12 protein-coding genes are annotated in these 13,953 nt (G+C 38.9%); 6 read left to right on the top strand and 6 right to left on the bottom strand.

Going from position 1 to position 13,953, the window contains the following annotated elements:
• Window positions 1-242: 242 nt before the first annotated feature.
• Both B3E00_RS19425 and B3E00_RS19420 read left to right on the top strand, forming a co-directional pair.
• Complete coding sequence (locus B3E00_RS19425) at window positions 243-584, top strand: hypothetical protein (protein ID WP_293885345.1); 342 nt, start codon at window positions 243-245, stop codon at window positions 582-584.
• A gap of 26 nt (window positions 585-610) precedes the next feature.
• Window positions 611-1,552: a TIGR01212 family radical SAM protein gene (locus B3E00_RS19420; RefSeq protein ID WP_209581625.1), complete on the top strand. Its 942-nt coding sequence runs from the start codon at window positions 611-613 to the stop codon at window positions 1,550-1,552.
• A 138-nt stretch (window positions 1,553-1,690) separates the two neighbouring features.
• Here the strand turns inward: B3E00_RS19420 and B3E00_RS19415 are convergent, their stop codons facing one another.
• Window positions 1,691-2,158 (bottom strand): nucleoside triphosphate pyrophosphohydrolase family protein, encoded by a 468-nt coding sequence (locus B3E00_RS19415; RefSeq protein ID WP_046671593.1) that lies wholly within the window; start codon window positions 2,156-2,158, stop codon window positions 1,691-1,693.
• Window positions 2,159-2,251: 93 nt separating this feature from the next.
• Window positions 2,252-3,643, bottom strand: a complete 1,392-nt coding sequence (locus tag B3E00_RS19410) for a pseudouridine synthase (protein ID WP_293939728.1) — start codon at window positions 3,641-3,643, stop codon at window positions 2,252-2,254.
• 243 nt (window positions 3,644-3,886) lie between these two features.
• On the opposite strand from B3E00_RS19410, the gene B3E00_RS19405 reads away from it, so the two are divergent.
• Window positions 3,887-4,699, top strand: coding sequence for a lytic transglycosylase domain-containing protein (locus B3E00_RS19405; RefSeq protein ID WP_293888784.1), 813 nt, complete (start codon window positions 3,887-3,889; stop codon window positions 4,697-4,699).
• Between the two features lie 97 nt (window positions 4,700-4,796).
• Here the strand turns inward: B3E00_RS19405 and B3E00_RS19400 are convergent, their stop codons facing one another.
• A complete protein-coding gene (locus B3E00_RS19400; protein ID WP_293885338.1) occupies window positions 4,797-5,450 on the bottom strand; it encodes a LolA family protein in 654 nt (217 codons plus the stop codon).
• Window position 5,451: 1 nt separating this feature from the next.
• Window positions 5,452-8,187 carry an FtsK/SpoIIIE family DNA translocase gene (locus B3E00_RS19395; protein ID WP_293885336.1) on the bottom strand — a complete coding sequence of 912 codons (2,736 nt, stop codon included), beginning with the start codon at window positions 8,185-8,187 and terminating at the stop codon, window positions 5,452-5,454.
• A 274-nt stretch (window positions 8,188-8,461) separates the two neighbouring features.
• Between B3E00_RS19395 and B3E00_RS19390 the strand changes: the two genes are divergently transcribed.
• Window positions 8,462-8,971: a GNAT family N-acetyltransferase gene (locus tag B3E00_RS19390; protein WP_293885334.1), complete on the top strand. Its 510-nt coding sequence runs from the start codon at window positions 8,462-8,464 to the stop codon at window positions 8,969-8,971.
• A gap of 112 nt (window positions 8,972-9,083) precedes the next feature.
• Here the strand turns inward: B3E00_RS19390 and tyrS are convergent, their stop codons facing one another.
• Complete coding sequence (gene tyrS, locus B3E00_RS19385) at window positions 9,084-10,367, bottom strand: tyrosine--tRNA ligase (RefSeq protein ID WP_293885332.1); 1,284 nt, start codon at window positions 10,365-10,367, stop codon at window positions 9,084-9,086.
• A gap of 103 nt (window positions 10,368-10,470) precedes the next feature.
• Here tyrS and B3E00_RS19380 point away from each other — a divergent pair, with 103 nt between their 5' ends.
• Window positions 10,471-11,154, top strand: coding sequence for a hypothetical protein (locus tag B3E00_RS19380; RefSeq protein ID WP_293885330.1), 684 nt, complete (start codon window positions 10,471-10,473; stop codon window positions 11,152-11,154).
• Window positions 11,155-11,233: 79 nt separating this feature from the next.
• A complete protein-coding gene (locus B3E00_RS19375) occupies window positions 11,234-12,928 on the top strand; it encodes an amino acid permease (RefSeq protein WP_293939726.1) in 1,695 nt (564 codons plus the stop codon).
• A gap of 73 nt (window positions 12,929-13,001) precedes the next feature.
• Here the strand turns inward: B3E00_RS19375 and rlmF are convergent, their stop codons facing one another.
• Window positions 13,002-13,913 carry a 23S rRNA (adenine(1618)-N(6))-methyltransferase RlmF gene (gene rlmF, locus B3E00_RS19370; RefSeq protein WP_293888786.1) on the bottom strand — a complete coding sequence of 304 codons (912 nt, stop codon included), beginning with the start codon at window positions 13,911-13,913 and terminating at the stop codon, window positions 13,002-13,004.
• Window positions 13,914-13,953 lie beyond the last annotated feature (40 nt).

The following is a 13,953-nucleotide window of genomic DNA, read 5'->3' as shown; positions in this document are numbered from 1 at the left end:
TAGATGCGGCTGGTCCATCTGCTATGTTCCGCAACCGGCACTGTCCTCAGTCGCACAGTGCATCTTCATAGAAGTCTGCCGATCAATCTTAGTCCAAACTTGCAATTGTATCGATAGTGGCTATTGCATAACTGAAGTAAAGGAGTGCTCTTAAACAATAGATACGGCATAGCCATATTGCTTTTCTATAATTCTTGTATTCGTGTTTTTGTATCTTGCTGTAAATATTACTTATTGGTCATATGAGAAATTGTTTCATCATCGCTTTCCTACTATTGTTTATCTTGAGATCAGGTATTTCCCAAGAGGTGCAAGATTACACTTTTCTTTCTTATGAAAACTATCTTCCAACTCCAGAGATAGGTATTGTTGATTTTTATAAGAACTTAAATGAAAAATGGAAATGTAATTGGAATATGAATCATGATAAAGCTTATGTAAGATTCGAGGTTAGTAAGGATAGTACCGTTAAGGTTGTTTCTAGCAACATTGGACATGTCGATATGACTGAGGAAATGAATCAGAAATTTTCTTCCATATCGAAGTTTAACATTCGATCCGAAGAAAGTAATGGTAACATATGATTTTAATTGAGTAACTTTGCAGGGCAATGGGTACATTATTGGATAAAGGAGTTAAACCGTATAATCATTACGGGGCTTATTTAAAGCAAAAGTATAACGGACAGAGAGTGTTTAAAGTGATTGTGGATGGTAATTTTACTTGTCCAAATCGCGATGGCAGTAAGGGCTACGGCGGTTGTACGTACTGTAATGTAGATTCTTTTACACCGGATACAGCCCGCAAAATTCCTTCGATACGGGAACAAGTGGAATCGGGTATCGAAAGAGCCCGCAATAGCTATGGAGCTGAAAAGTTTATTATCTATTTCCAGCCAAACACGAATACGTATGCGCCGACTCATTTACTGAAAATGATGTATGATGAGGCCCTAAGCATTGATCCTGAAAATACCTTAGGTCTTTCTGTGGGAACACGTCCTGATTGTTTAGATTTTGAAAAGATCGCGTTATTGGAATCTTATACGGATCGTTATGATGTAGATTTAGAAATGGGAATGGAATCTATCTACAACGATACATTGGAGAAAATTAATCGAGGCTGCTCGCACGATGAGTTTGTTCAGGCAATGGATATGTTAAAGAATACTCCTCTGGAGATTTGTGTACATACAATTTTTGGTTTTCCATGGGAATCTGAAGAGATGATGTTAAAGTATGCAGACGAGATTAACCGGTTTCCACAGATTAAATTTGTGAAATTGCACCACTTGCATATTGTAGAAGGCTCCATTATGGGGGTAAAATATAAAAGAGAACCTTTTGAACTTTTCTCGATAGAAGGTTATACTGATTTCTTAGCCAAATTGATTCCACGATTACGGCCTGATCTGATTATTCAACGTATTTTCGGGATCGCAGACAAAGAATTGCTGATAGCACCAAATTGGGGCTTTCCGAAGTCACATATACAAACGGCAATAGATAAAGGTTTGGAGGCACGTCAGGTTGTGCAGGGGAGTCTTTTTTAAAGTCTATATCCGTTCCTCTAAATTTTGCGACACTGGCATTGAACCGGTTGTTTGAACGTAAAATAAGATAAATAAATAAGGCNNGCCTTATTTATTTATCTTATTAAAGAAAAGGGGAAAGCTATTTTCCTTTTCCATTTAGCCCTCAACAATCGTTTTTAGATCCGCTGGAGAATAATTGATGGATTTTAAAGTTTTGTTGTCAGCAGTTCTGAATACTAAAAACTTGCCATCAACTTCTTTGTAATAAGATTCTACTCCTTTCAATTTATAGTGTTCTTGGGTAGCAATTGCTTCCGCTTCGTCTTTACATGCTTTACTCATGTTAGAACGTTGAACCTCATCAAAAAGGGCAGAGAATTTATCTTTTAAGCCAAATTCCAATACTGCTCCGGCAAGTACATATTGGATGTCACATAGTGCATCTGCAATCTCTACCAAATCTTTATCCTGGATGGCTTCTTCTAATTCTTTTAATTCCTCAGCAATCAACGATACCCTTAAAGCACATCGTTGTTCAGATGGAATAGTAGGCGTGTCAAGGATGGGATGTTGGAATGTTTTATGGAATTCCGCAACGGAAGAAAGTGTTTTCGGATCAGTCATATTCTTTGTTTTTTTATTTTAAAGAGCAAATATAAAAAATAAGGACGGTTAACTGAATGACCGTCCTTTATTTTTATTGATATCCTTGAGCGATTAAAGGAGGTGCTTCAATTGCACAATTTCTCGTTCTTCTAGGTATCTCCAACGGCCACGAGGTAAGTCTTTTTTAGTCAGATTGGCATATACCACACGATCTAATTTAACTACTTCATATCCTAAAGATTCAAAAATACGACGTACGATACGATTTTTCCCTGAGTGAATCTGGATGCCGACTTCGCGTTTTGATCCGCCTTGAACATAGCTCAAATCGTCCGGTTTGATCACACCGTCTTCTAATTCGATACCAAAGTTAATTTTGTTAAAATCGCCCTGTGTAAGGCTTTTGTTTAGTTCGACATTATAGATTTTGCTGATGCTGTTACGCGGGTGCGAAAGCTTTTCGGCAAGGCTTCCATCATTTGTCATTAAAAGGAGTCCAGTCGTATTTCTATCGAGGCGACCAACAGGATAGATTCTTTCTTTGGTTGCTTTAGAAACAAGTTCCATCACCGTATGACGCTCTTGGGGATCGTCTGTAGTCGTGATATAATCTTTTGGTTTGTTTAACAAAACATAAACATTTTTTTCACGTTTCAAGCGTTCGTTGTTGTAGCGGATTTCATCTGTTGCAGGGTCTACTTTAGTACCCAATTCGGTAACAGGTTCTCCATTTACCCAAATGACACCAGCCGTGATAAGTTCATCTGCTTTACGTCTTGAACAAATACCAGCATTGGCTATGTAACGATTCAAACGAACTAAGCCGTCGTCTTCTGACTCCGCAGCTTTTTTCTTTGGACGTTTAATATATTGTTTTTCACCAAAGTTCTTGTTGTCATCTAAATTTCGACTTCTTTCTCCGTCAAATTTTCTGTTTGAAGACCTTGGACCGTCATTTCTGTCGGTACGTTTGAATTTATCTTTTTTGTCGAAAGAACGTTCTGATCTGTCGAATGACCTTGGACCGTCATTTCTGTCGGTACGTTTGAAGTTATCTTTTTTGTCGAAAGAGCGTTCTGATCTGTCGAATGACCTTGGACCGTCATTTCTGTCGGTACGTTTGAAATTATCTTTTTTGTCAAAAGAACGTTCTGATCTGTCGAATTTATTGAAGGAATCTTTTTTATCAAAAGATCGTGAAGAATCATTTTTATCAAATGAACGAGATCCTCTACCGAATGATTTTTCTGAATTATCTTTTGAACGGGAGGAATTATTATCTTTTTGGAATGATGGTCTGTCTGAGAATTTTTTAGATCCGAATGATCTATTTTCACGATTATCATCTTTTCTGAAAGATCCTCTTTCAGAAGAGTCGTTTGACCCGTATGATTTTTTTCCGAAACTATTGTTCTTATCGCTTCTAGATTTGAAGCCGTCTGAGTTGCCTCGTGACTTTCTGGAGTTGTCATCACGACTGTTCCTTTTATTGCTGAATGGCATTGTGTTTTACTAAAAATGTGAACAGCAAAGTTAGGTATAATTTTGGGTTTTGCGAAAAAATCCTTATCTTTTTGTCTTTTCCTGAATTTACTTCATTTTTAAACTAAAAAAGCCGCTTTAAAGTGCTTAGGAGGTAACTATTTGTTTTTTAAATAAATAGTGTTTACCTTTGTACCCTTGAATTTGAACCAAGCTATTTTTTGATCGATTAGAGTCGTGGATAGGATAGCATTAAGGGAGTAAATGATAAGAAAGAAAGTTTTATGTAGTAGTGTGATTTTGTTTGCTTTATTGCTGTCGAAATTATACTCAACCCCACACAACAACGCTTCGAACGGCGGTCAGATCGCCGAGCCAAAGCTCATCTTAATTCCAGCTCATTCTGGAAAAGATGAAGAGAAGAAAGAAAAAAGCAATTCGTTTGAATCTTATATGAGTTCATTGACATTTGCCGAAGATTCCTTACCTATGGATCGTCCGCTTGTGGAAAGTAAATTGCGCAAATTTTTCAATCGATTCTCGTTTAAAAAGACAGGATCATACGATATGCATAGAAAGGCAGAAACCTATTTGCCGATGATCGCAAAGATCCTTAAATCACATGGTATTCCGGAGGACTTTAAGTACATTCCATTGGTGGAAAGCGGGCTCAGTAAGGCTGTAGTTTCCTCCAAGGGGGCAGGTGGCTATTGGCAGTTTATGCCTGCAACAGCCCGTTTGTATGGATTAAGAGTCAATGGTAAAGTAGATGACCGGAAAGATCTTGTCAAATCTACGCATGCTGCTGCCAGGTACCTTAAATATCTGTATGCCCAATTTGGAAACTGGACTTTGGTGGCTGCTGCATACAATGTCGGTGATGGTAGTCTAAAGGGCTCCATGAGGAGGCAAAAAAAGGACGATTATTTTGCGTTGAAGTTGAATAATGAAACTGGTTCCTATGTATACAAGCTAGTTTCGATGAAGGAAATTATTGAACATCCGCAGAAACATGGCTATTCGCGTTATGCAAATAAAGAATTGGAGACTTTAGATAAGGAACCTAATATGCTGTAAAATCAGTTGAATTAAAATAATGGCTACAGTGCAATAGAAAAGGCTNNAGCCTTTTCTATTGCACTGTATTTCTAAGTAGTGTATTATCGATGGATTCTTATCTTAAATCGACTATATCGAATCCTTTGTAGTCATTTTTGTTAAATACGAATAGATTGTCTGAAAGTACCTTATTGCCCTGTTGTGAAGCTAATGTATATGTATAGCGGTTTCCACTTTTATCGAATATAGTGGTATCATAGATCAAATTCGTTGCTTTATTGATGCGTAGCTTTATCTTTGAATAGTTTTTTTTGCTATCCACTGGGGTTAAATTGACGACATTCAGTGTAAGTCCATTGATCTTTTCGGTATTGGTCAATGTATACTTAAAACCAGTTGTATAGAAGCTAAAGATGTTTGTTGCGTTGATCTCATTGGTCGAATTGCTGGCTTCCGAGATTTCAACTTCCTTTTCGGCTTTCATGATATTCCACTGTGTCTTGGAGTCTGATATCAATACTTGATTTTTGGTGTTCACCTGATATTTGTTGTTAGCCTTGTCCAGATATAGGGTTCCAGCATCAGCATGTGATCCTCCGTTCGCTTGTTTAATATGCAATGAGAAATTGGCCTGTATTGTTTTGTATGAATTGTACTTTTGGCTTACTTTCGTCAATAGCGTCTTAGCAGCCGCATCATTTTGTGCATAGCTGTTTTGACTGTATATCATAAATAGCAGCCCTACAATAAACCATAATTGTTTTTTCATTTTAGTTGTCCTTTTTTAACGTCTCCAAAAATTGTTCTAATGAATACTCATCTGGATAGAGCACTTCGCGTGCTTTACTTCCTTCAAATGGACCTACAATTCCTGCAGCTTCCAATTGATCGATGATTCGTCCTGCTCTGTTATAACCCAATTTTAATTTACGTTGGATTAATGAAGTTGAGCCTTGCTGATGCATGACAATCAATCGGGCAGCTTCTTCAAACAATTGATCGCGGTCTTTGGGATCGAAATCTGTACTACCAGAACCATCACCGTTTTCATCTACGTATTCCGGAAGCATAAATGCCGAAGGATAGCCTCGTTGTGCACCGATGTAGTCGGAAATCTGTTCAACTTCAGGCGTATCGACAAATGCACATTGGATACGTATCAGATCACTTCCAGTTGCCAGTAGCATATCACCTCGACCGATCAACTGATCTGCACCTCCTGTATCGAGAATGGTCCGTGAATCGACTTTTGATAAAACACGGAATGCAAGACGAGCAGGGAAGTTGGCCTTGATTGTACCGGTAATGATATTAACAGAAGGTCGCTGGGTCGCTATGACTAGGTGAATACCCACTGCACGGGCTAATTGGGCCAAGCGCGCAATTGGTGTTTCTACCTCTTTTCCTGCTGTCATCATCAAGTCGGCAAATTCATCAACAATAAGAACGATATAAGGTAAGAATCGATGACCCTCCTCAGGGTTTAATCGGCGATTGATAAATTTTGCATTATATTCCTTTAAATTACGTACCTGAGCATTTTTTAACAAATCATAACGTTGATCCATCTCTATACACAAGGAATTTAGCGTGTTAATTACTTTTTTAGTATCGGTAATAATGGCGTCTCCGTCATCAGGTAATTTCGCAAGGAAGTGTCGTTCCACTTTTTTGAATAAAGACAGTTCCACTTTTTTAGGGTCAACAAGTACAAATTTGAGCTCAGCCGGATGCTTTTTGTACAGCAAAGAGGTCAGAATGGCATTAATACCGACTGATTTACCTTGGCCGGTAGCACCTGCAACCAAGAGGTGGGGCATTTTCGCCAAATCTGCAATATACACTTCATTAGAGATTGTTTTACCTAAAGCGATAGGGAGATCCATTTCTGTTTTTTGAAACTTTTCAGTAGCCAGGACTGATCGCATGGATACCATCTCCGGATTGGAGTTTGGTACCTCAATACCGATTGTTCCCTTTCCGGGCATAGGTGCAATAATTCGGATGCCTAAAGCAGCAAGACTTAAGGCAATGTCATCTTCCAGATTCTTGATTTTTGAAATCCTTACGCCTGGTTTCGGTATAATTTCATACAGCGTTACCGTTGGACCTATGGTTGCTTTGATGCTTTCGATCTCTATGCTATAGTTTCTCAGGGTATCAACAATCTTGTTTTTGTTTGCTTCAAGTTCGTGTTGATTGATTGTTATTTTACCCCCACCATAGTCTCTCAATAAATCCAAAGTTGGGTGTTGATAACCCGAAAGATCCAATTTTGGATCATATTGTCCGAATTGCGCCACCAGGTCGCTGGCAGTAATTTCTTTTTCTTCTTTGATATCTTCGACAACCAGACCTGGTACTGCTTCCACTTCTAGTGATGGTTCAGGTTCTTTTTGGGACGGAGTTGCAACAGCTGGCGGTTGGTATTCACGTATTAGCGGTACTTCTGCGTCTTCAAATTCTTCATTCGGCTGGTCAATCGTAAAACTGATAGATGGTGTATTATCTGTTCGATCCATCGGACTATCATCAAATGATAGTACCACTTTGTCTTTCGGATCAATCTGTACATCAGGTATTGGATGATGGGTAAATGCAGGGCGTTGAAGCTCTTCTTGTACTTCTTTTTCCCGGGCAGATTGAAAACGCTCGTTGATGGATGTCGGCCGCTGGATAGATTCCCGGACAGATTGGATGGAATCATCTTCAATATGAATTTTATTCCTTAGGTTTTGCGTAGCGTATTCATCTTCGTCCTCCTGATCTATATCCTCCGAAAATGACTTGGATTTTCTATTGCTGAAAAGAACAAATTTGAAATCGAGGTTGTAAAGTAAGATTAATGTGGTCAGATAGGCAAAACCTAATATACACCCAACGCCCACAATGCCAACTTGCGCTTCCAATAATTTATTGGTCCAAAAGCCAAATTTACCCTCGAGCATATGTGGAGTGTCGGCCATAAATCCATGTAAGAAACCCAGTGTTACGGAAATAAAAACGATGGCGACAAAGGAATAGACCACAGTACGGTACAATGGAAGCAAAGATTTTTTAAACAGCAAGCGATATCCTAAAATAAAGAGCACTGGAATAAAAAGAAACGATGCAACGCCAAACCATTCGTACATGAACTGGTTGGCAAGCAATGCTCCAAACTTTCCTAATTTATTATCGACAACAGGTAGATCCACTGCTTCATCATTGATTTCTTCTACAGACCGGAATAATGTAGACCAGCCGCCATTGGTTTTAGCGATATAACTTTGATCGTCTTCCCAAGTGAATAGATAGGAGACGAAAGCTGTGGCAAAAGCCAACGAAAGGAAGATCAATAAAATTCCTAATATCTTGACCGCCTTTTGCTGTGCATCAGAATAATCTGTTGGTACAGCGTTTTTTAGACTTTTTTCTTTTTTAAATGTTGTCGATTCCTTTTGAGGGGCACGTTTGCCAGAAACTGAATTTCCTGTCTGCCTAAATGTATTTCCTTTGTTTGACATTGAAAAGCTCACAATTATACTGCGTACAAACTTAGTTATTTTGATAGTATTTTAAGGATGCCTATGACCTATTATTTTAAGTTTGTCGTTTTTTATGAATGAATAAATTTAGATGTCGCTAAAAAGCGTGATAGGTATAAGGACTAGCAAATACTATGCCCTGCAAATAGGTCGGTTAAAAGAATGGCGAATAGCTGTAATGGATTGCTGGTGCTTTGTATATTGTTGGAGTTGCAGTAAAATATGTAGTTTTACGAAAAATACAAAAGATAGCATGAACAAGTTTGAGATACGTAAAGCGACATTAGCTGATAAAGGACGAATTTGGGAAATTATACAGCAGGCAATTGCCTTAAGGAAGGAACAAGGCAGCAGGCAATGGCAAGATGGGTATCCGAATGAGGATGTCGTGCAATCGGATATTGATAAAGGATATGCCCATGTCGTTGAAGTAGCGCATAGGATTGTAGGTTATGTTGCAATCATTTTTGATGTGGAGCCTGCTTATGATGATATCGATGGGAAATGGTTGAGCAATGGTCCCTATGTCGGTATACACAGACTTGCCTCGGCGCAAGACCCCCATATGAAGGGTGTGGGAACGGCTATTATGCGGGGTGTTGAGGAGATTGCAATTGATCATTCGGTTTATAGTATCAAGGTAGATACTAATTTTGATAATGGCGGTATGTTGCATGTGTTTGAAAAATTGGGATACCAATATTGTGGTGAGGTGCATTTTAGAGGTGCGTCACGTAAAGCTTTTGAAAAACTACTAAAATAATCGGCTCAATTTTTTCATAATGAAAAAAAGCTTTCGACTGCATAATAAAAAGTCCCTTTTGATTTGCTCAAAAGGGACTTTTTTACCTATAGGGTTCAATAAACCACAAGCATTAATCTACAATAATCAGGTAGTAATTCTTTTTACCACGTTGTGCAACAATATATTTATTGTTTAGCAGGTGATTGATTGTAATTGAGGCGTCAATATCCGTAGCTTTTTCTCTATTGATAGAAACTCCCCCGCCTTGTAGCATTTTTCGGGCTTCGCCTTTTGAAGGGAATACTTGGGTCTGAACAGCCAGTAAATCAAGAATATTAATTCCTGCAGCGAGATCTGTACGAGCGATCTGGAATTGCGGAATACCTTCAAATACTTCTAGAACAGCCTCATGATCTAAGTTGTCCAAGAATTCCAACGAACCATTTCCAAAAAGAAATTCAGAAGTTTTGATAGCTGTTTCATAAGCTTCTTCTGAGTGTGTGCGAATGGTGATATCTTTTGCTAATGCTTTTTGAACTAAACGTAGATGAGGTGCAGCATCATGGTCTGCAATAATAGCCTCTATTTCGTTCTGAGGTTTTAGCGTAAAAATTTTGATCCAGTTTTTAGCATCATCATCGGACGTATTCAACCAAAATTGGTAATATTTATACGGCGAAGTTTTCTTTGGATCTAGCCATACCGCCCCAGATTCTGTTTTTCCAAATTTTTGGCCATCCGCTTTTTTGATCAATTGTGTGGTGATAGCATAGGCTGTTCCTTGATCCTGGCGACGAATCATTTCACTTCCTGTTACGATATTACCCCATTGATCGGACCCACCCATCTGAATTTTGCAGTTGTGGTGCTTCCAAAGGTAATAGAAGTCATATCCTTGAATCAATTGATAGGTAAACTCTGTAAATGAAAGCCCATTGTCACCTTCTAAACGTTTTTTCACAGAATCTTTTGCCATCATATAGTTAACGGTAATCATTTTACCAATATCACGGATAAAATCCAAAAATTTAAAATCTTTAAACCAATCGTAATTATTAACCATTTTGGCGTCATTTTCACCTTCTCCAAATTCGAGAAATTTGCCTAACTGTTTTTTCAGACAAGCTACATTATGCTGTAGGGTAGCTTCGTCCAACAAGTTACGCTCTGCAGATTTGAAAGAAGGGTCCCCAATCATCCCCGTTGCTCCTCCAACCAAAGCAACCGGCTTATGGCCCGCATTTTGGAAGTGGATCAAGGTCATGATTTGAGTTAAGTGTCCTACGTGTAGAGAGTCTCCTGTGGGGTCAAAACCGATATAACCAGCGACTTTTTCCTTATTTAGTAAGTCTTCAGTTCCCGGCATAATGTCTTGTAACATGCCTCTCCAACGTAATTCTTCTACAAAGCTCATTGTTAAATGGATTTAATTTTTTAATTTACAAGATGCAAAGATAGGAGATTAAGCGTATATTGAGCGAATAAATCCGTATAAAACCACACGCTAATAAGCTGGTATGAATTTTTTATCACATTTTTATTTTGAACGGTTTGCCACTAATCCCGAACGTATTGTAGGTGGATTACTACCCGATCTATTAAAGAATGCTGATAAATCTTTTATGCTAAAGCCTCGTCAGTATGAAGATGAGCTTTTGAATAATCCTTTATTGGAACAAATGTATATCGGTTGGAACCGTCATATTGAAGTGGATCGGCTTTTTCATAATTCAACTTATTTTTTTCATCATACGCATCAGCTAAAGTTACAAATTCAGCCGAGTTTGGTGGGATTGCCTATCCGGCCTTCCTTTATGGCACATATTGGGCTAGAGCTTTTGTTGGACCATATACTCACGCAAAAGAGTGCTGTTTCAGTCGATAAATTCTATGCCGCGTTAATACACGTCAACCAAGATGCCCTGCGGAAGTTTTTAGCAGTAAACCAGCTTCATGACATTCCGAAGTTTGAAAAATTCTATCATCAGTTTATAGACTGGAAGTATATTTACGACTATGCACAGGTGGAAAAAATTGCCGGGGCGCTTTTTAATATTTGTAGGCGATTGTGGCATTTTGACGTTTCAGCGCAGCAAAGACAGGCGCTTACGGAACAGCTGATTTCTTATCTGCATATACAGATGGCCGATTATCAGGAAATTTACCAGTATATTCAATATGAGCTGATGGACTTTAGTTAGCCTATCAGAAAATACCAATAGTATAAGACCTTGAAAATATTTATTTTCGCATAATTTTAAGTATCAAAACTAAATTTACATGTCACATAGACTTTTTCGGAAGAAAAGTGTTGATCAGATTCTCCATGACACTCAAAAAGAGGAGGGAACAGGCCTTGCAAAGGTATTGGGTGTAACCGATCTGGTTTCTTTGGGTATCGCCGCCATTGTTGGAGCTGGAATCTTCAGCACAATTGGATTGGCCAGTTATGAAGGTGGACCTGCAGTATCACTTCTCTTCGTTTTTACAGCTTTTGCCTGTGTTTTTACGGCATTGGCTTATGCGCAATTTGCCAGTACAGTTCCTGTTTCGGGCTCTGCGTATACCTATGCTTATGTGGCATTTGGTGAATTGTTTGCCTGGATCATCGGTTGGGCATTGGTTTTAGAGTACGCGGTTTCGAATACAGTGATTGCGATTTCGTGGTCGCAATATTTTGTCTCCATGCTGGAGGGCTTTGGGGTTCACATACCGCCTTGGTTATCCATGGCTCCAGGCTACGCTTACGATGCTGTAGACAAAATGAACCAGCATGGCGCGGCTGCCTTAACTGCAATCGATCAGCATGGGTTAGATGCTTTTAATAGTGCTCCGCGAATCGGAGGGCTACCCATTATTTTCGATTTACCAGCGGGAGTTATTACATTTTTGGTCACATGGTTGGTTTATATCGGTATAAAGGAATCTCAAAAAGCGAGTATGATCATGGTGATGATCAAAGTTGCTATTATTCTGGCGGTAATATTTGGTGGAATATTCTTCATAAAGCCCGAAAATTGGACACCATTTGCACCTAATGGCCTTAAAGGTGTACTCGGAAGTGTTGCCGCTGTGTTCTTTGCCTTCATCGGATTCGATTCGATATCGACAACTGCTGAAGAGTGTAAAAATCCGCAGCGCGACCTGCCTAAAGCCATGATTTATTGTTTATTGATTTGTACGGTACTGTATGTAGCCATAACCTTGGTATTGACAGGAATGGTCAACTATACAGAATTGAACGTAAAGGATCCATTGGCTTTTGTCTTTAAGTATGTCGGCTTTGATCATATGGCGGGAATTATATCGGTGACTTCTGTAATTGCCATCACTAGTGCCTTACTGGTATATCAACTGGCTCAACCAAGAATCTGGATGACTATGAGCAGGGATGGTCTGTTGTGGAAGAAATTTGCAACGATCCATCCCAAATATAAAACGCCTTCTTTCGCTACGATCGTCACGGGGTTGGTGGTAGCCATCCCGTCGTTATTTTTTAAAATGGACTTCTTTGTGGATCTGACGAGCGTGGGCACCTTTTTTGCCTTTATCCTTGTTTGTGCAGGCGTATTGTATATGGACTATTCCGGCTTATCTGCAAAATCGAAATTTAAGGTTCCTTATATCAACGGTAAATATTTGGTCGGTGGTGGACTGTTAATTGCTATTGTGCTCATTTTTATCTACGGTCAGGGAACGGTGCAAGAATGGAAATCGCTGTCGGCACTTGAAATTATAGAACATAAAATGCTCGTTATTATATTTTGGCTGATTTGGCTTGGGCTAAGTGTTTACAGTTTCAAAATGAATTTTTCTTTATTGCCTGTCGTTGGCATCCTGATCAACCTGTATTTAATGACCGAATTGGGCGCCAGCAACTGGATTATATTTGTGATCTGGCTCGTGGTCGGCCTGGCTGTGTATTTTATGTATGGCTATAAACATTCTAAGTTAAACAAGTTGACGCAAGTATAACGGATGATATCCTATTCAAAAAAGGAGCTATCTGTCGTAAGATAGCTCCTTTTTTGAATCCTTTATATCGTTATTAGAATCTCCATAGGAGAATCCGGCTTACTTTGTTGCCTTGTTCCATGCGGATCACCTCGGTCTCTTTTACATTTATTTTCTTTAGTTTGTGTTGTAGAAAGCGGATGTCTTCACGATGTGCTACTAACGTCGTAAACCATTTTACTTGATCTTTGTGAAACTGGCTTTCAAAGATCATGCGTGACAAGAAGGCTTTTTCACCGCCATCGCACCATAATTCGCTTCCCTGCCCCGAAAAAGTTTGTGTCACCGGTTTTTCGTCTATTTTAGCATCTTTTATACCTGTGGTTTTGCGGATGGATTGTTGTAAAGCTTCGGTTTGAGAGCTAAAAAATGGCGGGTTACAGATCACTACATCATATTTTTCACCTGGAAGGATAATATCTTTGAATATGGCCTTTGGATTATTTTGTAGGCGTATTTGTATACTCTTTTTTAGGCTCATGTTTGTCCGTGTTATCTCGATTGCATTTTTGTATGCGCTCTTAATAATTTCGGAGCCTACAAAGCTCCAGCCATATTCCTGATGACCGATGATCGGGTAAATACAATTGGCACCAACACCGATATCGAGGATATGGATATTTCCGCCTTTTGGAATTTCATTGTTGTTGTCGCGCGCAAGCACATCCGCGATATAATGAATATAATCTGCACGACCTGGGATAGGAGGGCAAAGATTCTCTTTGGGAATGTCCCAGTGTTGAATATGATAGTATTTCTTTAGAAGCGCCTTGTTTAATGTCTTAACGGCATCAGGATTGTTAAAATCGATGGATTTTACTTTGTAAGCGTTTTCTATTACAAATTCCTTGAGCGAGGGTTCTACTTTGCTCAGTTCTTCAAAATTGTAGTTATCGAGATGTCTATTTCTAGGATGTAATTTCTTTTTTGGATTAGCGTCTGCCATGATGTATTATTTGCAACAAAAGTAATGCAATTCTATTGAA

The sequence above is a fragment of the Sphingobacterium sp. UBA5996 genome (assembly GCF_002429765.1).
Lineage (GTDB): Bacteria > Bacteroidota > Bacteroidia > Sphingobacteriales > Sphingobacteriaceae > Sphingobacterium.
Note: the sequence above shows the minus strand (reverse complement) of the source record. Positions and strands in the feature narration are given on the sequence as shown.

Bases quoted from the DNA above. Each gene is read 5' to 3' on its own strand.
- B3E00_RS19390 (WP_293885334.1), top strand. From the start codon at position 8,462: ATGAACAAGTTTGAGATACGTAAAGCGACATTAGCTGATAAAGGACGA.
- rlmF (WP_293888786.1), bottom strand. From the start codon at position 13,913: ATGGCAGACGCTAATCCAAAAAAGAAATTACATCCTAGAAATAGACAT.
- B3E00_RS19415 (WP_046671593.1), bottom strand. From the start codon at position 2,158: ATGACTGATCCGAAAACACTTTCTTCCGTTGCGGAATTCCATAAAACA.
- B3E00_RS19420 (WP_209581625.1), top strand. From the start codon at position 611: ATGGGTACATTATTGGATAAAGGAGTTAAACCGTATAATCATTACGGG.
- B3E00_RS19425 (WP_293885345.1), top strand. From the start codon at position 243: ATGAGAAATTGTTTCATCATCGCTTTCCTACTATTGTTTATCTTGAGA.
- tyrS (WP_293885332.1), bottom strand. From the start codon at position 10,367: ATGAGCTTTGTAGAAGAATTACGTTGGAGAGGCATGTTACAAGACATT.
- B3E00_RS19405 (WP_293888784.1), top strand. From the start codon at position 3,887: ATGATAAGAAAGAAAGTTTTATGTAGTAGTGTGATTTTGTTTGCTTTA.
- B3E00_RS19400 (WP_293885338.1), bottom strand. From the start codon at position 5,450: ATGAAAAAACAATTATGGTTTATTGTAGGGCTGCTATTTATGATATAC.
- B3E00_RS19375 (WP_293939726.1), top strand. From the start codon at position 11,234: ATGTCACATAGACTTTTTCGGAAGAAAAGTGTTGATCAGATTCTCCAT.
- B3E00_RS19395 (WP_293885336.1), bottom strand. From the start codon at position 8,187: ATGTCAAACAAAGGAAATACATTTAGGCAGACAGGAAATTCAGTTTCT.
- B3E00_RS19380 (WP_293885330.1), top strand. From the start codon at position 10,471: ATGAATTTTTTATCACATTTTTATTTTGAACGGTTTGCCACTAATCCC.
- B3E00_RS19410 (WP_293939728.1), bottom strand. From the start codon at position 3,643: ATGCCATTCAGCAATAAAAGGAACAGTCGTGATGACAACTCCAGAAAG.